We start from the raw sequence: 17,567 nt of genomic DNA on the forward strand, positions 1-17,567 counted from the left end.
TATTGGTGGGTCAGCGTGCAAAATAGCGCAACGCCCTATACTTAGTCAGACCAATACTGTGCTTGAGGGTGGGATTTCTAACAGGGAGCCAGTGCAGTAACTGGGGAAGCCTGGCATCTAAACTTAATGAGAGTAAGTGGCCTAAATTCAAGGTGAAAGCCAAGATTTAGTGTCGGTGTGAGGTGGCAGATGAACCCGTAGTAGTGAGTAAGGCTAGGCCGATGAAAGCCAGTAATGGTGTGGAGGGGAAAACCAAGCCGACCATCAACATTATGTTTGATGGGGTCAACTTTAGCCAAAAGCTTTAATTGATTGCGAAGGGGGGAAGTATTCTTTAAGCGTATGAAAGACGGGAACTTTTGTTTATCGGCTCACAAGTATTTCGACGGAAATAGCCAAAATATGACGGCCAAACAGGAATGTAGACGCTGAGAATTGAAGGGCGAGCAATGGAGTAATGACTGACCACTTAGGCAGATTGCCAAAAAAGGCTAGCACACCTAATGTCATCATGAAGAATCAGCGATAAGTAGAGTGACACGAGCAGACATACCGCAAGCAAAGGCAGAAAATGACAGTTTACTACAGCTTGTACGGACAATTATTAGACATTAATAACCTGTACAAGGGATTCAAAAAAGTGAAAGCAGCTAAAGGAGCGGCCGGAATAGATAGGCAGACCGTAGGCGCATTCGCCCTGAATTTAGAAGCAAACTTAAAACAACTGCAACTTGAGCTGCAAACCAAGCAATATAGGGCACAACCTGTCAAACGGGTGGAAATACCCAAAGATGATGGCGGTGTCAGAATGCTAGGTATCCCCGCAGTTCGAGACCGAATAGTGCAACAAACACTATTGAACATACTCCAACCGATATTCGACATCGACTTTCACCCATCGAGTTATGGGTATAGGCCGAAACGAAGCTGTCATGACGCTATCAGTAAAGCAAGTGTATTTATCCGTAAATACCATCGCGACTGGGTCGTAGACATGGATTTGTCGAAGTGTTTTGACCTGCTTGATCATGCTTTGATAATTAGGAGTGTTAGACGCAAAGTGACGGACGGTAGTATTTTAAAACTGATTAATCAGTTCTTAAAAAGCGGAGTAATGATAGGTGAACACTGGGAGGCTAGTACGATAGGAAGCCCACAAGGTGGCGTAATTAGCCCGTTATTGGCCAATATCTACCTAGATGCTTTCGATCAAGAAATGAAAAAGCGTAATCACCGAATAGTGAGGTATGCAGATGATATCTTGATTTTGTGCAGCACAGAAAAAGCAGCGCAAGAAGCACTTAAGGCATCCACCCAGATACTAGAGCGAGACTTGAAATTAACCGTGAACCAAAATAAAACCCATATTGCTCATAGCAGCAAAGGAGTGAAGTTTTTGGGAGTAGAGATAGGTAGCCAGTGGACACGGATACAAGCATCAAAACTCATCGGGTTTAAACAAAAAGTGAAGCAATTAACAAAACGTAACGGCGGCATAAATTTAGCAGAAGTAATAAAACGGCTAAATCCAGTTGTGCGCGGTTTTGTAAATTATTTTAGTATAGCCAATTGTAAACGAGAGCTAAAAGCCTTGGCAGGTTGGATCAGACGAAGACTAAGGGCAATACAGCTGAGGTTGTGGAAGAAGCCATCAAGGCTACATCGACGACTAAAGCAGTTAGGAAAAAAGCCACCGTTTAAGTTCATTAAGATGAACTCGTGGCGTAACTCACTAAGCCCTTTATCTTGTGTATCGATGCCAAACCAATGGTTTGAGGAGCTTGGTTTATATCCAATAGAAAAAGTGAATACGGGATGGCTTGCTTTATCGGCGTTTAGGAAATAAGTTGATAAAATGTGAAGGGTACAGGAGCCGTATACGAGGTCCGTACGTACGGTTCTGTGAGAGGGATGAGGCATAAGCCTCACCCTACTCGATATATTGCTTGTCCTTATTTGTGCTACACATTTAGGACTTAAAAGTAAATTAATTGGCCGGTTTATCTTTGGCTTCTTTGGTAGACTCGGCGGTTGGTGCTTTGGTTTTTTCGGCTTTTTTTACCGATTCTTTATTGCCTTTTAATACGGCCATAAACTGATCTTTTTCTTTTGCTATTTCAAGTGCTAACGACTCTATTTGCTGTTCACTTAATGGCACATCGACTTTTTCAAGTATTACTTCAAGTGATTCTGCAATATCGAGCATTTTATCATACGCATCCGCTTCTTTTTTGCTTGTAAACGTCATACGCTCGACTCCACTTCTTTCTACCACATATTTAATAACAACAGCCATGATCTCTCCTGCCAGCTTAGAAGGTAAATAACTACCTCAATTGAATACTGTTTTTTTATACAGTAAAGGTTTGCTGTCATTTTTGCAAGTGAACATTTTTATTTTTTATTATAGGTACATTGACAAAAAAGCGTCAGTCTACTTTAGTTAGTAAGGTCGAGCTTTTAGCTGACTTTATTTGGCGTTAGTCTAAAAGTAAGGCTTTTATTTTTAAATTTGCAACTATTAACAGTGTCCATGTAAGGACATCACGGAGGAAGAACATGAAGTTTATAACTTTAATAGTGGTATTACTACTGAGCTTATCATTTTCACATGTAGTAACAGCTGAGCCGGCTAAAAGTAAACCGATGAGTGAAATGAAAAGTGACAAAGTGAATATTAACAGCGCAAGTGCTGAACAATTGGCTATGCTGCCTGGAATTGGTGAAAGTAAAGCACAAGCAATTATTAATTATCGCACGAAGAAGGGAGAATTTAAGTCAGTTGAAGAACTGACACAAGTAAAAGGAATTGGCGATAAGCTACTGAGCAAGTTAGAAGGTAAAGTGACGCTCTGAGAGCTGTATAGCACAGGGCGAATTATTCGCCCTGTTTAAATTGCTGTATTGCTTTTGTTAAATGAGGTTTTGCAAACATGATCTCTACAGGTACAGTTAAAAGTGGGTAGCATAGGCCCGCTAAAAGTATAAAAGGTAATAATAACCAACCTTTTATACAAGCAAGTACAAAAAATACCGGGATAAGCAAAAATAGCTTAGCAATTCTCAACAGGACCTTACTACTTGCGCTGAGCTCACTTAATGCAATTGCAATGATTTGCTGACGCTCACGTATTTTAAACTCACTAAGAGCAGGAAGTTGGCTTGAAAAAAAGACCCACATATTAAATCGATTTCTTAGTAATTAGCCGACTAGCTAATATTGCGATGAAACTTAGTGCAAACAGTGCAAAAATAATTTCCATCCATGCTGGCATGCTAAGCCCTAAAAATTGCCAGTCAATATTACCGCAATCACCTGTTGCAGCAAAAAAGCTAGGTAGCCATTCATGTAATGGTATGATGCTTGGAAAGTTTGGTTCAAATTCGCAGCTAAATGCAAAAGGGTCGGTCGTGGTTTGCATTGCAATGTGCTCACGAGCAATTAAGAATCCCCAAATACTTGCAAGGCCCCAGCTAGTAAAGCCCATTACTCTAAATATTAATTTTGTTGGGTTAATCGCACCAACTAAGCCTGCTGCTAATAAACCTAGCATGGCAGTGCGTTGATAAATGCACATAATGCACGGTGCCAAATTCATTTGATATTGGAAAAATAAAGCGATAACTTCAAAGATAAAAGCACTTGCGGCCAATGATAACCAACTGGCGCGTTTTTGTGATAATTCTGTCAACCAATTCATAGTTTGTCCTGTAACAATTTAAAGTCTGATTATCACTTATCTATGAAAGCCTCTGCAAGCTAAAAACGGCTAAGTGGTGAGTCTTAATACTTAATAGTGGCTTTGTGTCGTAATTTAAATACAGAGAATTCTATGGTTACAATATTGTCGTTGACTTTGCTTGTTAGTTTGGTTTCGTCTGGTACAATCAGTCAGTTAATTTAAAATAAAACTGTGCGAATACGTGAGTAGGAAGTGAATGAGAATTTTTAAAGCTAAAAGCCCGGCTGGATTTGCTGAGGAGTACATTGTCGAATCTATTTGGAATGGTGACTTCCCCCCTGGATCTATCCTTCCTGCTGAGCGCGAACTTTCAGAGTTAATTGGCGTAACGCGCACTACTTTACGTGAAGTACTCCAGCGTTTGGCACGTGATGGTTGGTTAACTATTCAACATGGGAAACCAACACGAGTAAATAATTTTTGGGAAACTTCAGGGTTAAATATATTAGAAACGCTGGCTCGTCTTGATGAAGATAAAATGCCAGAGCTGACAGATCAGCTGTTATCAGCACGTACTAATATTAGCGCTATTTATACTCGCGCAGCGATCAAGCTTGCACCTGATCGCGTTATTGAAATTTTATCTCAAAGTCATGAACTAGAAGATAGCGCTCAAGCATTCGCAGACTATGACTATAAAGTACATCATGAGCTTGCTGCTGCGGGGAATAACAGAATATATGTACTCATTCTCAATGGGTTTAAAGGATTTTACTCTAAGATTGGCTGCCATTACTTCTCAGATCCAGGCACGCGTGAATTAGCGCGTCAGTTTTATAAAGACTTAACTATCTTAGCTGAAAAGCGCGAGCATGATGGTGCTATTTCTATGATGCGTAAATATGGTCACCAAACAGGTGAAATTTGGCAGAGTATCCGTGGTGATATGCCAGAAGATATAATGGATTAACTCTTAATTTTTAAATAAACCTGCTATGGCAGGTTTTTTTGTGCCTACAATTTAAGCCATTATAAGCATCAAAATTATTAATGGTAGATATCGAAAAATTCGATTGTCATTTTAAATCAGTTAATTTTAGAATAATGTCACTTTTATGTGATTTTGCCCTTGGAATTGATGTTTTCAATCCCATATATTAGGCAAGTATTGCGTAAGCAATTGGAAATAAACTCAACTATTTGGAGAATAACATGGGTGTATTAGTAGGCCGTCAGGCACCGGATTTTACCGCAGCAGCTGTACTTGGTAACGGCGAGATCGTAGATAGCTATAACCTTCACGAAGCAATCAAAGGTAAAAAAGCAGTTATCTTCTTTTACCCATTAGATTTCACTTTTGTATGTCCTTCAGAGTTAATCGCGTTTGATAAGCGTTTTGAAGAGTTCCAAAAGCGCGGCGTAGAAGTAATTGGTGTGTCTATCGACTCTCAGTTCTCACACAATGCATGGCGTAACACTTCTGTTGCAGATGGTGGTATTGGCGAAGTTAAATACCCACTAATTGCAGACACTAAGCACGAAATTTGTAAAGCGTATGATGTTGAGCATCCTGAAGCGGGCGTTGCATTTCGTGGTTCATTCTTAATCGATGAAGAGGGTAATGTTCGTCATCAAGTAGTTAACGATTTACCGCTTGGCCGTAACATTGACGAAATGATCCGTATGGTCGATGCACTTGCATTTCACAGCGAGAATGGCGAAGTATGCCCTGCTGGTTGGACTGAAGGTAAAAAAGGTATGGATGCAAGCCCTGAAGGCGTTGCTAAATTCCTTTCTGAGAACGAAGGCGACCTATAATTATATAGGCACTTGTTAATTGATAAAAAACCTGCCAATTGGCAGGTTTTTTTATTGGTTATTCAAACTAAAACGAAAAAGAAACTTTAGTATAGAAGTAACGACCACGAGGGTTATGTACCGCAGAGGCGTAGCCATATAGATCAGAATCACCATCACCAATAACAAAAGGGGGCTTTTCATCAAATAAGTTATTTACACCCAACGATAATCTTGTTGATTCAGTTATGTGATAAGCGGTTTGTAAATCGACCAACACTTGTGAGTCAACCATTCGTGAGGTTTCTGTATCAAAGTCCAAGTTGCCGTCAAAATCAATATCTGGGGTATCCTCAAACTCACCAACATAACTGATATTCATATTGGTATTAAGCTCACCTAGTTCCCAATTAGTTGAAAATATCCAGCGGTGCTCAGGATAGCCATATTCTCCAGTATAATCGCGGCCATTTTTTTCAAACTTGTCTTGATACGCCCATTCTAGATTAAACTTTAACAAGCCTAAATCATCCAATGAATGGTTGTAGTTAACTGAAAAGTCTATTCCTGACACTTCTTGTGAGGAGACGTTTTCGAATGTGCTATATATTTTTTGGATAACACCAAGACTATCACTACCTGATGGAGGTAAGCGTACGCATACCGTGCTGTTTTGATCATTACATTCGGCATCATAAATAGGGCCAAACTCTTGTTCGTCTATCTTATTATCTTGAGTGATACTCCATACATCAACACTCAAACCAAATTCGGCTGTTGGAGCCCAAATAAAGCCGACATTCCAAGATTCTGATTCTTCTGGTTGCAGGTCTGGGTTACCCGCAAATTGAATGTTGTAATCAAGAGCATTACAATCAAGGCCAGTAGCTTCACAGCGATAGTTATCAACAAAGAATTGACTCTTTTCTGAAGGGCCTAAACCTATTTGTGCAAGTGATGGCGCTCTAAAACCTTGTGCCCAAGAGCCTCGTACTGTGATTTCATCTGTTGGCGCCCAACGAAGTGCTACTTTTGGGTTTGTTGTGGTGCCAAAATCACTGTAATCATCGTGGCGTCCTGCTAGTTGCAGTTCTAAGTTATCGGCAAGTGGTATTGAGAACTCAACGTAAGCAGCATACTGATCACGTTCAGCCGCAGCAGAAACAGACTCAGTACCAAAAATTAACCCTCGTTGAAATTGGTCGTCAGGAATATCACTAACATCTTCTTCTCGATACTCTATACCCGCAGCCATCATCACAACATCATCGCCAAAAGTGAATGCTTCGCCAGTAATATTAGCATCGAAAGAGGTCATATGTGACTCTCCACGACGTGTTAAACTTGTGGTAATACGGTCAATCACCGCAGGATCATTATAAGTACCACCAAATGGATTATAATTACCTGCATTAATTTCTTGTTGTAAAAAGTCTGTTCTTACCCAGCCTTGTGTGCGATCGCCTGTTTGTAGCGATTTACTGCGACCTTTTTGAACCGCAGTTTCCCAGCTCCAGTCATTTATTTCACCCTTTAAACCGGCAACAAAACGTAAGGTGTCAGATTCAATATCCCATTGGCGTGCACCTGCATCTACAGTTCTGAAGAAGTTAATCCCCACTTGTTGACCGAATGGGTTATTAGGGTGATTAGCTGGCACAGTTAAGCCTGCATCTTTATCTAATGGAGTCGGCGCACCCTGTGCAACTGAACTATTATGTTGTACAGCCAGTTCCATAAAAGCAGTTATGCCAGTATCAAAGTTATATTCAAACTGTGAGATAGCACCAACACGCTCAGAAGCTGGAGTGATATAGCCAAAAGGACCATAATCAAACACACAGCTATTACTGCTACTTATTTGATCTGCAGGGCAGTTTGGATCTGCCATTTGAGTGCCATTAACATCAAATGTACCTGGAAAGCCTCGTGATGAGCGAAAGTCTTGACCGCCATAAGGGGCTTGGTTAGCTGTGCCAAGACTTCCCATTTCATTTGAACTAAGAGTCGTGTTCTTATAATAACGGTGTTTGTCAAACTAGTTGTCGCGATCACTACGTTATGCACTCTCAGCCTTGACACTATTTTGTTCAGGGTTTAAGTACACTTCTTTTGGTAAATCCCAATTACGGATATTACCGCTCCAGCGCTCAGGGTGAGCATCTTTAGCACCTTGATAAACTTCTTTTCTATTAGCCAATATGTCACCCGCTAATCCTGAATGCCTTTGATGTGGGCTGACGTATTTGATGCCACTATGTTTGTGGTTAAAATTATACCAGTGGCTAAATTTCAACACCCAACTACGCGCCTCATCAATTGTTGAAAACCCTTTATACGGATAGTCAGGGCGATATTTACACGTTTTAAATATCGACTCAGCATAAGCATTATCATTGCTCACCCTAGGACGATTAAAAGACGACACGACACCTAAACTATAAAGTGTTTCAAGCATTGATGAGCCTTTCATTGGGCTTCCATTATCCGAATGCAGTACCAGAGGATTATCTTTAACTCCTTCTTTTAAATGAGCTTTCTTAATTAATATTGATGCATTTTCTGCTGATTCGTCATCATGAATTTCCCATCCAACAATCTTTCGACTAAATATATCGAGTATCAAATATAAATAAAAATGCAGCCCTTTAGCGGGGCCTGGTAACCAAGTAATATCCCAACACCACACTTGGTTTGGCCCTGTAGCACAGTGTGTCGTCGGTACTTTTCTCTCTTTTATCTGACTACGTCCGCGAGCGTTTTGCTGTTTTTCTTCATGAAGAACACGATAATATGTTGATTCAGAAGCAAGATAAATACCCTCATCTGCTAATGTAGGGACGATTTGGCTTGGTGGTAAGCTCTTAAAATCATCGCTATTAACGATGGCTAATATGTTATCTCTCTCTGCTTTTGATAGCTTATTTTTTGGCTCAGGGCGCTGAGATATTGGTCTACCATCTGTTTTTATGTTCCCGTCAACAGTCCAACGTTGATACGTCCGGACACTGATCCCAAGTTCACGGCAAGCTTTAAACTTTGGCGCACCAGAACTCACAGCTTCATTAACTAGTTTAACTGCTTGAATGCGAGCTGAGTCGAGGATCATTCGTCCTCGGCTTCCCCCCAGATCGCATTTGCTTTTTTTCTTAACACCAATAGTGCTGCGGTTTCAGCGAGTGCCTTATCTTTTCGACGTAGCTCCTTTTCTAATTGATTGATCTGTTTTTTATCTTTCTTTGTTTCGGTGGAGAAGGCTTTTTCTTGCTCTTTAACGTTAGCGTTTGCATCTATACACGCATTTCGCCAAGCCGATACTTGTTCCACATAAAGACCTTTGCCTCGGCAATATTCCGCTAACTCAGCTTGATTTAAAGAGGCTGTTTCCAACACGACTGAGAATTTATTTGCTGATGACCACTGCTCAGCATTCTTTCCATCACCTGGCACTAAATGCCCCTTATCAATTGCTTGTTTTCGCCAATTATACAAGGTTGATTCACCAATCCCCATCTCGATTGATAATTGGGCTATTGCTATATTATTTGGAGGCATCATCTTCTGAAGAGCCGACTCTTTGCTTTGCGCTGAATAATGTTTCATTGTTACTCCACGCCCTCTGTTTAATGGTTGAATATTAAGCGCGACAACTAGTCTGACAGAGAGGGATAATCAACAATGACAGATGCACTACTTTTATCTGAAGTTGTACCCCAAACTAAGCTTGCAGTCGTCTCTTCGTAATTAGGGCCATCGGTACCACCGTAGCCTAAGTTAACTTCAAGGCCATCGATATCCTTTTTCAAAATAACGTTAACGACACCTGCTACTGCATCAGAGCCATAAATAGCAGATGCACCATCTTTTAAAATATCAATACGTTCGATTGCTGAAACAGGGATGCTATTGATATCCACAAAAGAGTTAGTGATACTTTCAGCAAACGCGCTGATTGCTACGCGTCGACCATTAATTAATACTAAAGTTGCGTCAGCCCCGAGTCCTCTTAAGCTTACAGCGGCGGAACCATTTGCAGTTGAGTCTTGGTTATTACCACGAGTTGAAAAAGTACCGTTACCAGCAGCAGGCATTTTTTCAAGTAATTGTTGAAGGTTGTCGTAGCCCATATTATCAATGTCTGCACGGCTAATTGATTGTACGGGAGATGGACCTTCCATATCTGAGCGTTTAATACGAGAGCCAGTCACTTCAATGCGTTCGACATTTTCAGCTTCTTGAGCGGCACTTGCTGACGCAGTATAACTGCCCATAAATGCAAGTGTTGCACACGCAAGAAGAGTGGGGGAAAATGGAATTTTTTGTTTCATCCTTCAGTCCTTGTTGTCAAGTTATTAATTTTTTTGGTTTATTTAACCGGGGGTATTAATAGCATGTTGCATTATTGTAAGCAAGTGGGCGGAAGGTCTAATATAGAATTTTTTACATATATTAAATAACGTGTAATCAAAAACGCCTAACTGAGTTAGGCGTTTGAAGGAGATTATATTTTGTGTTTCATTAACCGTTCTTTTTCGCGAGACCAGTCTTTACTTTTACCGTCCTCACGCTTGTCGTGCATTTTTTTACCTTTCGCTAAGTGAAACTCGAGCTTTACCCAGCACTGCTTCCAGTACATGGCCGTGGCAACTAGTGAATAGCCATCACGCTCGGTTGCACCTACTAGGCGGTCTAGTTCGCGCCGGTTTAATAGTAATTTTCGATAGCGCATTGAGTCGCAAATTACATGACTAGAAGCACTGATAAGTGGCTGAATTTGACTGCCAAGTAAAAACGCTTCGCCGTCTTTTAGGTGAATGTAAGTCTCAGAGATGTTTACTTTGCCAGCTCGGATGCTTTTTACTTCCCAGCCTTGCAGTTCAACGCCTGCTTCAAACTTGTCGTGTAAAAAATACTCATGACGCGCCTTCTTATTGAGCGCGATGGTATTACTTGTCGATTTAGATGATTTTTTCTTAGCCATAGTGGCTCATAATATACGTAAAGCACCGCTTTTTACATCGATTTTTTAATTTCTGACTAAAAAATAGAATTTAGGTCTGTTGGCCTCTAAGGGGGGATTTGTGCAATCTAGAGGCGATTTAATCGGGGCACGAGATTTTGTAACCTAAAATAGGCGCTAAGTATAATTGAGCAAAGCTAGCATGTTCTGATCATGACCTTTATCTAAAAATCAAAATACGATGCTACACATTCAATCAGGAAAAGCTAACAAACCTAATTGCACCAGTAAAGTTTGGGGAAAAACGCAAAGCTTGCTAAAATTCTCCCACACAGTTGGGAGTGAGTATGCCACAAATAGAAAAAAGTGCGCTAGTAATGTATAGCAGCCAAGAGATGTTTAATTTAGTGAATGATATTAACGCGTATCCAGAGTTTTTACCAAATTGCTCAGACGCTAAAATTATTTCTCAGGAAGAAGATAAAATGACCGCTAGTCTTGAAATTTCAAAAGCGGGTTTAAAAAAGTGGTTTACCACTGAAAACACCATGATTGATGAGCACACTGTGGCATTACAGTTAGTTGATGGACCATTTAAAGCATTACATGGGCGCTGGCATTTCAAGATGCTTGATGAGCAAGCCTGTAAGGTTGAGCTCAAACTTGAATTTGAGTTTGCCAGTAAACTCATAGAGCTTGCTTTTGGTAAGATTTTTAATGAAGTGGCTAAGAATATGGTTAATGCGTTTTCTAAACGGGCAAAAGAAGTATATGGGCCGCGGTCATGATTAATGTTGAAGTGGTTTTTGCGTTGCCGGATAAGGCGACTTGTTTAAACATACAAGTACCCAAGGGCACTCATGCTGAACAAGCGGTGATTAATTCAGGGATTATTGAGAAATGTCCTGATATTGATGCTAGCAAATTAACCTTAGGTATTTGGAATCGCACTTGTAAATTGGACCAAGTGCTTGAAGATGGAGATAGAATAGAAATTTACCGTCCGTTAATAGCTGATCCTAAAGATGCTAGGCGCCGTCGCGCTGAAAAAGCAAAAGAAGAAGGTCGAGCTAATAAAGTGACCGGTGGTCGTCCAATTGATAAATCCTAAAGTGGGTTGAGTATATTTTATACCCACACAAAAAAGGTTAGCCGTAGCTAACCTTTTTACTGCTTTAGTAAACTAGTTTACTCTTCAAGCGGAGTATTGAACTCACTTGGTTGTTCATAGTCACCTGAAATACTAGATAACTTTTCATTTTCAAAATTAATAACGAGTGACTTACGTTGCTCATTTTTACGATCTTTGTTAAATACATACAAGTAATGCCAAGTGCTTTTATCAAATGCATCTTCAGCGACGGGCTTACCAAGTACATAAAGGACTTGTTCACGAGTCATATTAACGCGGAGCTTATCTACATCTGTTTGCTCTAAAAAATTACCTTGCGGAATATTAATTCGGTAAACCCAACTAGAACAACCTGCGAGTGTAGTAAATGTGAGGGCAACGATAAGCCAAAAAGAAAAAGTTTTTAACGACTGCATTGTTTATTTGGATCCTTATTTTTTATAATCTTCATGATACCGATTAGTCACTGAAGGTAAAACCCTTTTAATCAATTGTTTTAACCTAAATGTATGTAGAGCGATGGTTTGACCATGAAGTTAACTAAAAGTTTAATTGTGAATAGCCAAATATTACAACAGCCGCCTTATAATTGGCATTTATATATAGTGCAAACTCGTCATGGTCATTGGTATACAGGTATAACGACCCATGTTAATAAGCGCCTTACGGCGCACCAGGCTGGGCTAGGTGCGAAAAACTTAAAAGGTAAAGGGCCGCTTAAGCTTATATATCAGCAGTGGGCTGGAGATCGTAGCGCGGCAAGTAAGTTAGAAATACAACTAAAAAAACTCACTAAGCAGCAAAAAAAGCTATTTGTTAACGCTAATGGGATTTATTAGTCGTTAATTTAAGTTGTCGCTGAGTCTGCTTTAAATTCCTCAATTGAAAGCAGGCTCTTGCTAGGAGCGAGTCGCCATTGTGAAGGTTTTTCGACTGAGGTAAACGATAAGCTAAGTTTGCTTGGCCTGAATCTAAACGCATAAATAGCTTAGTTATTTTCGACAACGGTGATGCAAATGAATGCGCCAATAGATAGCTCATCAAACTTGCTAAAAGTGCAATACCGATAGCAAAGCTAATGGGCTGCCATTGTAACTGAGTAATATTTGCAAGTACTTCTTTTTTCGGCACTTGAGTTATGGCAAATAGATCTGTGTTTTCAATAAGGCTTGCTGCTTTATACGTTGTAGCTCTTGGACTAATAATGTGTCGTTAGTTTTATTGGAATTTGCCCGTTTCGAGTCTTTGGTCATATTAGTTTGTCATAATGTGGGTTTATAACATAGAAAAAGCCCACAGCAAAAGCATGTGGGCTTGGGTTTCTAACAAGCGAAATTGTTACTTTCCAGGGATAAACAACTTAGTGTTAAACTACTTTTTTCATCGCTGACATATAACCACGAAGTTTACTACCGATTATTTCAACAGGATGCTCACGAAGAGCTGCGTTGATAGCAATTAGCGTTTGGTTATCCACTTGGTTGCTTTGCTCACTTAGGCCTTTACCAATAACGTCAGTATCAATGGTTTTCATAAAGTCTTGTAGTAGTGGCAAGCAGGCATGGTTATATAAATAACAGCCATATTCTGCGGTATCTGAAATCGTGCGGTTCATTTCAAATAACTTTTTACGTGCGATGGTGTTAGCAATAAGCGGCGTTTCATGAAGTGATTCATAATAAGCCGACTCTGCAATAATACCTGCCGCTGTCATGGTTTCAAACGCAAGTTCAACACCTGCTTTAACCATAGCAACCATTAAAATACCTTGGTCAAAGAACGTTTGCTCGTCGATCTCTGCATCAGTATTTTGCTGTTTTTCAAAAGCTGTTTCAGCTGTTTCTGCGCGCCATTTATGTAGCTTTGCATCATCTTCAGCCCAGTCAGCCATCATGCCACTTGAGAACTCACCACCGATAATGTCATCCATATGTTTATTATAAAGTGGGCGCATAATAACTTTAAGCTCTTCACTTAGGTCAAATGCTTTAACTTTAGCTGGGTTAGATAGGCGGTCTAACATATTGGTAACACCACCGTATTTAAGTGCTTCGGTGATTACTTCCCAACCATATTGAATTAGCTTTGACGCGTAGCTTGCGTCGATACCTTTTTCGACCATTTTATCGAAACATAAAATAGAACCCGTTTGTAGCATGCCACATAGAATAGTTTGCTCGCCCATTAAGTCTGACTTTACTTCAGCAATAAATGATGAATTAAGTACACCCGCACGGTGTCCACCTGTGCCTGCTGCATAGGCTTTTGCTTGTGCTAAACCATGGCCTTGTGGATCATTTTCAGGGTGAACGGCAATCAGTGTTGGTACACCAAAACCACGTTTATACTCTTCACGTACTTCAGAACCTGGACACTTTGGTGCAACCATAATAACGGTAATGTCTTCACGAACTTGCATACCTTCTTCAACGATATTAAAACCGTGCGAGTAAGCAAGTGTCGAGTTTTGTTTCATTAATGGCATGATAGTGTTTACAACGTTGGTGTGTTGCTTATCAGGAGTTAAGTTTAAAACTACATCAGCGGTTGGAATTAGCTCTTCGTATGTGCCAACGGTAAATCCATTTTCAGACGCATTTAGGAATGATTGACGACGCTCGCTAATCGCTGACTCACGCAATGTGTATGAAACGTCTAAGCCTGAATCACGTAAATTTAAACCTTGGTTTAAGCCTTGTGCGCCACAACCAACAATTACTAGTTTTTTACCCTTAAGTGCATCAACACCGTCACTAAACTCAGCCAAGTCCATAAATTTACATTGTGCAAGCTGTGCAAGTTGCTCACGTAAAGGAAGGGTATTAAAGTAATTCGCCATGATGAGTGTCCTATTTCATATTTGTTAGATGCAAGTGCTTTATGCCTTGCTTACATTTACAATAAGAAATAATTCTCCTTGCGTAAAATGATATATTTGCATTAAAGTATTTCATTATATGAAATAGTTGGGCAGTCTACGATTTTATGAGTCATAAGCATTTACATTACTTCTTAGCTTTAGCTAAAACGTTACACTTTGCTCGCGCCAGTGAGCTTTGCCATATTAGCGCGCCTACGCTAAGCCGTAATATAAAACAACTTGAACAAGAGGTGGGGGTCGCGTTATTCACACGTGATAATCGCACGGTAAAATTAACCCGAGAAGGACTGTCATTTATTGATTATGCCAATGCTACACTTGCTAATTGGCAGCGATTTCGCACTAATGTGAATGACCCGGAACAGCCTATATATGGTGATGTGAGTATTTTTTGCTCGGTAACAGCCTCTTATAGCTTTTTATATCAAATTTTAGAGCAATTACGACTTCGCCATCAGTATATTGAAATAAAACTTAATACCGGCGATCCTGCGTTAGCCCTTAATCGTGTGTTTGATGGGCAAGAAGACATGGCGATTGCCGCAAAGCCAGATAAATTGCCATCACAAATTGCTTTTGCAAGTATTGGTTACTCACCGCTGGTATTTATTGCTCCTAAAATAGAATGCTCATTAAACGATCAGCTTTTGAAATGTGGAAACCAAGTACCTTGGTCAAAGTTGGCTTTTATAGTACCAGAGCAAGGTTTTGCCAGGCAGCGATTGGAGCAGTGGTGGTTTAAAAATAATATTCGAGCCAAAATTTATGCCCAAGTTGCGGGTCACGAGGCGATGGTATCTATGGTGAGTCTAGGACTTGGTATCGCTATGGTGCCTAAAATAGTACTCGATAATAGCCCGTTAAAGGAAAAAGTTCAGGTTATTAGCGATCACGCTTTACCGCCAAAAGGCTTTGAAATTGGTCTTGCGGTGCTAAGAAAGAACTTAGCAGACCCAGCATTAGAAGCATTATGGCAAATTGCGCAAACCTTAGACTTTCAAAAAAGTGATTTGGAAGTAACGGCAAATGTATAAAAAATGTGAATGATTGTAATTAACTAGGGATTAGTGCGTTGCACCTTGCTATGATGAATGTCAACTTAATCTCTTATTTGGTTATTTGTAGTAAAACAATGAAGTTAATTACAACAGCCTGTGTTGCCTTAAGCATATTGTTTAGCACTGTATGTAGTGCAACAAATGCACATCAAACTGTGACCTCTGAATCTGCTGAGCAGATCACTATAGGGCAATGGTATATAGGTTTAAGCGCCGGCATTGGCGTGATGACAAATCCACTGCAAAGCGGTGATAACTTACCCCTTATTGTAGTGCCTGAAATAGCCTATTATGGAGAGCAGTTTTTCTTTGACAATGGTCGTGTGGGTTATAGCTTAATACAAACCGAAAAACATATAGTTAATTTAGTTAGCGAGTTTAATCCCGAGACACGTTTTTTTGTTGATTGGCATCCAAGTAATATTTTTGCTTTACAATCTTCCAGTAGCTTAGCTTTACAATCTTCCAGTAGCTTAAATGTTGAAGCTGACCCCAGTCCTGTAAAAAACATTCCAAACCTTAATGATTTAAACAAGCGCCGGTGGGCTCTTGATATGGGGTTAAGTTATCACTATATTCATAAAAATCATGTTTTTTCAGTGCAAAGTCTTGCTGATGTGTCAGGTGTTTATAATGGCACTCGAACAGGCTTGCAATGGCAAATGATGAGAAAATATGCCGATTGGCAAGTTAAGCCTAGCTTAGGTATTTGGTATAAATCATCTGAACTTAATACTTATTTCTATGGTTTGTCTGAAAAAGAGAGTCAAAATGGTGCATTTGGGGTTGGCAGTAGCTGGCAACCTTATGCTAAAATCGATGCTCGTTATGCGCTAAGCAAAGCGAACTCATTGCGTTTTAATGTTGGCTACTACGATTATTCAGAAGTAGCGGATAGTCCTTTATTTAATAAAACGTACTCGATGACTGCCTTTATAGGATTCGATCATATTTTCTAATATGAAGCATTTTCTTTTAATTCTAGTAGTAGGATGTTTATTGGTATGGCCAAATTTTGGCGTATCTAAAGCAGCTTCACTTAATGTTACCCCTAAAGTGTGTGTGATTTCTGATCAGCAAGATTTTTGCGATCTTGAGCTGAATTTTGATTGGAAAATAGCCGAGCCGTTAGATGTGTGTTTATACCAAGATAGTGAACAGCTTTTTTGCTGGCAACAGGCGCAGTTAGGGCGCTTGAATTATAAAGCGCGTGTTCAGGTTGAGACCTTATACTCCCTTATCAATCCTCACACGGGCGATCTACTAGCAACGGCGCGTATTGAAGTGCAAAGCACCCAAGCCAAAACTACCAGAAGACGATTGCGTTCACCGTGGAGCTTTTTTTAATCTAGGAGCTGCAAATGGCACAGATTTTACTTGTCGAAGATGATTTAGGGTTACAACAATTAACCAAAGATTATCTTGAAAATAATGGCCTTGAAGTGGCGGTTCTTGACCGTGGCGATGAAGTGTTTACCTACCTTGAAAACCATAATGTTGACTTAATGATCCTTGATGTGATGCTGCCAGGTAAAGACGGTTTTAGTGTTTGCCGTCAGGTGCGCGACAAATTCAGCCTGCCTATTTTAATGTTAACAGCCAAAGGTGAAGACTTTGACCAAGTAATTGGCTTAGAGCTTGGTGCAGATGATTATGTGATAAAACCTGCAGAGCCAAGAATGTTATTAGCACGCATTAACGCCTTATTACGCCGTGGTCAAGCAACCGTGAAAGCTCCTGAAGAGCTAACATTTGGCGATTTAAATATTGATAAAACCAGCCGCATTGTAAAGCTTAAAAGTAACGAAATAACACTCACTTCCCACGAATTTGAATTGCTATGGCTACTTGCGTCAAATGCTGGTGATGTATTGAGTCGTGAACATGTTCACCAGCATATGATTGGTCGCCAATACGACGGGCTAGATCGTACTGTTGATGTACGTGTTTCACGCATTCGTAAAAAGCTTGGTGATAATAGTGATAAACCGTATCGAATCAAAACAGTATGGGGTCAAGGCTACTTGTTTGTCTCTGATGCGTGGGATATGTAACT

The 17,567-nt window shown here is 40.1% G+C and carries 19 protein-coding genes and 2 pseudogenes; 11 read left to right on the forward strand and 10 right to left on the reverse strand.

From position 1 onward, the window contains the following. Positions 1–571 precede the first annotated feature (571 nt). On the forward strand, positions 572–1,846 hold the full coding sequence (gene ltrA, locus ACT3S9_RS04570) for a group II intron reverse transcriptase/maturase (RefSeq protein WP_086960535.1): 1,275 nt from the start codon (positions 572–574) through the stop codon (positions 1,844–1,846). 141 nt (positions 1,847–1,987) lie between these two features. On the opposite strand, the gene ACT3S9_RS04575 is transcribed toward ltrA, so the two are convergent. Continuing rightward, entirely contained in the window at positions 1,988–2,296 is a 309-nt protein-coding gene (locus ACT3S9_RS04575; protein ID WP_441835308.1) for a YebG family protein, read from the reverse strand. Between the two features lie 263 nt (positions 2,297–2,559). On the opposite strand from ACT3S9_RS04575, the gene ACT3S9_RS04580 reads away from it, so the two are divergent. Next, positions 2,560–2,856: a ComEA family DNA-binding protein gene (locus ACT3S9_RS04580; protein ID WP_441835309.1), complete on the forward strand. Its 297-nt coding sequence runs from the start codon at positions 2,560–2,562 to the stop codon at positions 2,854–2,856. Positions 2,857–2,878: 22 nt separating this feature from the next. Here ACT3S9_RS04580 and ACT3S9_RS04585 read toward each other — a convergent pair whose 3' ends face one another. Together ACT3S9_RS04585 and dsbB are read right to left on the reverse strand one after the other, a co-directional pair. Continuing rightward, positions 2,879–3,181 (reverse strand): DUF6170 family protein, encoded by a 303-nt coding sequence (locus tag ACT3S9_RS04585; protein WP_441835310.1) that lies wholly within the window; start codon positions 3,179–3,181, stop codon positions 2,879–2,881. A gap of 1 nt (position 3,182) precedes the next feature. Next, on the reverse strand, positions 3,183–3,701 hold the full coding sequence (gene dsbB / locus ACT3S9_RS04590; RefSeq protein ID WP_441835311.1) for a disulfide bond formation protein DsbB: 519 nt from the start codon (positions 3,699–3,701) through the stop codon (positions 3,183–3,185). Positions 3,702–3,939: 238 nt separating this feature from the next. On the opposite strand from dsbB, the gene fadR reads away from it, so the two are divergent. Together fadR and ACT3S9_RS04600 are read left to right on the forward strand one after the other, a co-directional pair. Continuing rightward, entirely contained in the window at positions 3,940–4,653 is a 714-nt protein-coding gene (fadR, locus tag ACT3S9_RS04595) for a fatty acid metabolism transcriptional regulator FadR (protein WP_441835312.1), read from the forward strand. A 242-nt stretch (positions 4,654–4,895) separates the two neighbouring features. Then, a complete protein-coding gene (locus tag ACT3S9_RS04600; protein ID WP_441835313.1) occupies positions 4,896–5,501 on the forward strand; it encodes a peroxiredoxin in 606 nt (201 codons plus the stop codon). A gap of 67 nt (positions 5,502–5,568) precedes the next feature. Here ACT3S9_RS04600 and ACT3S9_RS04605 read toward each other — a convergent pair. From ACT3S9_RS04605 to smpB, 4 genes and pseudogenes are all read right to left on the reverse strand, one after another. Further along, positions 5,569–7,503, reverse strand: a pseudogene (locus tag ACT3S9_RS04605) (TonB-dependent receptor domain-containing protein); the annotation flags it as partial. 36 nt (positions 7,504–7,539) lie between these two features. Then, positions 7,540–9,083 (reverse strand): IS3 family transposase gene (locus tag ACT3S9_RS04610; RefSeq protein WP_110957763.1). Its coding sequence is split into 2 segments (ribosomal slippage): positions 7,540–8,618 and positions 8,618–9,083, totalling 1,545 coding nucleotides; the frame shifts between segments, so codons are not numbered across the junction. A gap of 65 nt (positions 9,084–9,148) precedes the next feature. Beyond that, a pseudogene (locus tag ACT3S9_RS04615) lies at positions 9,149–9,808 on the reverse strand (TonB-dependent receptor plug domain-containing protein); the annotation flags it as partial. A gap of 173 nt (positions 9,809–9,981) precedes the next feature. After that, complete coding sequence (smpB, locus tag ACT3S9_RS04620; protein ID WP_441836651.1) at positions 9,982–10,461, reverse strand: SsrA-binding protein SmpB; 480 nt, start codon at positions 10,459–10,461, stop codon at positions 9,982–9,984. Positions 10,462–10,787: 326 nt separating this feature from the next. On the opposite strand from smpB, the gene ACT3S9_RS04625 reads away from it, so the two are divergent. Both ACT3S9_RS04625 and ACT3S9_RS04630 read left to right on the forward strand, forming a co-directional pair. Then, the gene (locus ACT3S9_RS04625; protein WP_441836650.1) at positions 10,788–11,228 is read left to right on the forward strand and encodes a type II toxin-antitoxin system RatA family toxin; all 441 of its coding nucleotides are present in this window, start codon (positions 10,788–10,790) and stop codon (positions 11,226–11,228) included. Next, positions 11,225–11,551, forward strand: coding sequence for an RnfH family protein (locus ACT3S9_RS04630; protein ID WP_441836649.1), 327 nt, complete (start codon positions 11,225–11,227; stop codon positions 11,549–11,551). Before ACT3S9_RS04625 ends, ACT3S9_RS04630 begins: the two co-directional genes overlap by 4 nt. A 77-nt stretch (positions 11,552–11,628) precedes the next feature. Here ACT3S9_RS04630 and ACT3S9_RS04635 read toward each other — a convergent pair whose 3' ends face one another. Further along, complete coding sequence (locus tag ACT3S9_RS04635) at positions 11,629–11,988, reverse strand: outer membrane protein assembly factor BamE (RefSeq protein ID WP_441836648.1); 360 nt, start codon at positions 11,986–11,988, stop codon at positions 11,629–11,631. Positions 11,989–12,102: 114 nt separating this feature from the next. Here ACT3S9_RS04635 and ACT3S9_RS04640 point away from each other — a divergent pair, with 114 nt between their 5' ends. Beyond that, complete coding sequence (locus tag ACT3S9_RS04640; protein WP_441836647.1) at positions 12,103–12,411, forward strand: GIY-YIG nuclease family protein; 309 nt, start codon at positions 12,103–12,105, stop codon at positions 12,409–12,411. Here ACT3S9_RS04640 and ACT3S9_RS04645 read toward each other — a convergent pair. Together ACT3S9_RS04645 and ilvC are read right to left on the reverse strand one after the other, a co-directional pair. Continuing rightward, positions 12,395–12,703 (reverse strand): hypothetical protein, encoded by a 309-nt coding sequence (locus ACT3S9_RS04645; protein WP_444750793.1) that lies wholly within the window; start codon positions 12,701–12,703, stop codon positions 12,395–12,397. The genes ACT3S9_RS04640 and ACT3S9_RS04645 overlap by 17 nt on opposite strands. A 235-nt stretch (positions 12,704–12,938) precedes the next feature. Continuing rightward, entirely contained in the window at positions 12,939–14,411 is a 1,473-nt protein-coding gene (gene ilvC, locus ACT3S9_RS04650) for a ketol-acid reductoisomerase (protein ID WP_441836508.1), read from the reverse strand. Positions 14,412–14,557: 146 nt separating this feature from the next. Between ilvC and ilvY the strand changes: the two genes are divergently transcribed. The 4 genes from ilvY to ACT3S9_RS04670 all read left to right on the forward strand — a co-directional run bounded on the left by ilvY (position 14,558) and on the right by ACT3S9_RS04670 (position 17,565). Next, complete coding sequence (gene ilvY, locus ACT3S9_RS04655) at positions 14,558–15,487, forward strand: HTH-type transcriptional activator IlvY (protein ID WP_441836507.1); 930 nt, start codon at positions 14,558–14,560, stop codon at positions 15,485–15,487. Between the two features lie 98 nt (positions 15,488–15,585). Further along, complete coding sequence (locus ACT3S9_RS04660; protein WP_441836506.1) at positions 15,586–16,470, forward strand: MipA/OmpV family protein; 885 nt, start codon at positions 15,586–15,588, stop codon at positions 16,468–16,470. A 1-nt stretch (position 16,471) separates the two neighbouring features. Further along, complete coding sequence (locus ACT3S9_RS04665) at positions 16,472–16,858, forward strand: DUF3019 domain-containing protein (protein ID WP_441836505.1); 387 nt, start codon at positions 16,472–16,474, stop codon at positions 16,856–16,858. A 14-nt stretch (positions 16,859–16,872) separates the two neighbouring features. Further along, positions 16,873–17,565, forward strand: a complete 693-nt coding sequence (locus ACT3S9_RS04670; protein ID WP_441836504.1) for a response regulator — start codon at positions 16,873–16,875, stop codon at positions 17,563–17,565. The last annotated feature ends 2 nt before the right edge of the window (positions 17,566–17,567 follow it).

Source organism: Pseudoalteromonas sp. AOP31-A2-14, assembly GCF_052378035.1.
In the GTDB taxonomy this organism is placed as follows: domain Bacteria; phylum Pseudomonadota; class Gammaproteobacteria; order Enterobacterales; family Alteromonadaceae; genus Pseudoalteromonas.

Excerpts from the sequence above, each read along its gene's own strand:
- ltrA (WP_086960535.1), top strand. The coding sequence starts at position 572 with ATGACAGTTTACTACAGCTTGTACGGACAATTATTAGACATTAATAAC.
- ACT3S9_RS04575 (WP_441835308.1), bottom strand. The coding sequence starts at position 2,296 with ATGGCTGTTGTTATTAAATATGTGGTAGAAAGAAGTGGAGTCGAGCGT.
- ACT3S9_RS04580 (WP_441835309.1), top strand. The coding sequence starts at position 2,560 with ATGAAGTTTATAACTTTAATAGTGGTATTACTACTGAGCTTATCATTT.
- ACT3S9_RS04585 (WP_441835310.1), bottom strand. The coding sequence starts at position 3,181 with ATGTGGGTCTTTTTTTCAAGCCAACTTCCTGCTCTTAGTGAGTTTAAA.
- dsbB (WP_441835311.1), bottom strand. The coding sequence starts at position 3,701 with ATGAATTGGTTGACAGAATTATCACAAAAACGCGCCAGTTGGTTATCA.
- fadR (WP_441835312.1), top strand. The coding sequence starts at position 3,940 with ATGAGAATTTTTAAAGCTAAAAGCCCGGCTGGATTTGCTGAGGAGTAC.
- ACT3S9_RS04600 (WP_441835313.1), top strand. The coding sequence starts at position 4,896 with ATGGGTGTATTAGTAGGCCGTCAGGCACCGGATTTTACCGCAGCAGCT.
- smpB (WP_441836651.1), bottom strand. The coding sequence starts at position 10,461 with ATGGCTAAGAAAAAATCATCTAAATCGACAAGTAATACCATCGCGCTC.
- ACT3S9_RS04625 (WP_441836650.1), top strand. The coding sequence starts at position 10,788 with ATGCCACAAATAGAAAAAAGTGCGCTAGTAATGTATAGCAGCCAAGAG.
- ACT3S9_RS04630 (WP_441836649.1), top strand. The coding sequence starts at position 11,225 with ATGATTAATGTTGAAGTGGTTTTTGCGTTGCCGGATAAGGCGACTTGT.
- ACT3S9_RS04635 (WP_441836648.1), bottom strand. The coding sequence starts at position 11,988 with ATGCAGTCGTTAAAAACTTTTTCTTTTTGGCTTATCGTTGCCCTCACA.
- ACT3S9_RS04640 (WP_441836647.1), top strand. The coding sequence starts at position 12,103 with ATGAAGTTAACTAAAAGTTTAATTGTGAATAGCCAAATATTACAACAG.
- ilvC (WP_441836508.1), bottom strand. The coding sequence starts at position 14,411 with ATGGCGAATTACTTTAATACCCTTCCTTTACGTGAGCAACTTGCACAG.
- ilvY (WP_441836507.1), top strand. The coding sequence starts at position 14,558 with ATGAGTCATAAGCATTTACATTACTTCTTAGCTTTAGCTAAAACGTTA.
- ACT3S9_RS04660 (WP_441836506.1), top strand. The coding sequence starts at position 15,586 with ATGAAGTTAATTACAACAGCCTGTGTTGCCTTAAGCATATTGTTTAGC.
- ACT3S9_RS04665 (WP_441836505.1), top strand. The coding sequence starts at position 16,472 with ATGAAGCATTTTCTTTTAATTCTAGTAGTAGGATGTTTATTGGTATGG.
- ACT3S9_RS04670 (WP_441836504.1), top strand. The coding sequence starts at position 16,873 with ATGGCACAGATTTTACTTGTCGAAGATGATTTAGGGTTACAACAATTA.